1 protein-coding gene is annotated in these 342 nt (G+C 46.2%); it reads left to right on the forward strand.

Annotation, left to right across the window (positions count from 1 at the left end):
* Nucleotides 1-342, forward strand: a 342-nt coding sequence (locus tag B2X72_RS25965) for a thiamine pyrophosphate-binding protein (protein ID WP_286852098.1), incomplete at both ends; no start/stop codon positions are given.

Below are 342 nucleotides of genomic sequence, written 5' to 3' on the forward strand. Positions count from 1 at the left end.
AGGTTATGCAAGAACTTCAGGTCGTACAGGCGTCGTCTTTGCGACAAGTGGCCCTGGAGCAACAAACCTAGTTACTGGACTGGCTGATGCCATGATCGATAGTAACCCTATCGTCTGTGTCACAGGCCAGGTCTTTGCTTCACTTTTGGGAACGGATGCTTTTCAGGAAACAGATGTCATCAATATCACGGCACCTGTCACCAAATGGAACTACCAAGTCACCGACGCAACTGAAATTCCAGCCGCACTCGCAAAAGCATTTTATATTGCAAGCACAGGTCGTCCAGGACCGGTATTGATCGATATTACCAAAAATGCACAGCTACAATTGTTTGATTATTT

This window comes from Sphingobacterium sp. UBA7253 (assembly GCF_002472745.1).
In the GTDB taxonomy this organism is placed as follows: Bacteria; Bacteroidota; Bacteroidia; order Sphingobacteriales; family Sphingobacteriaceae; genus Sphingobacterium; species Sphingobacterium siyangense.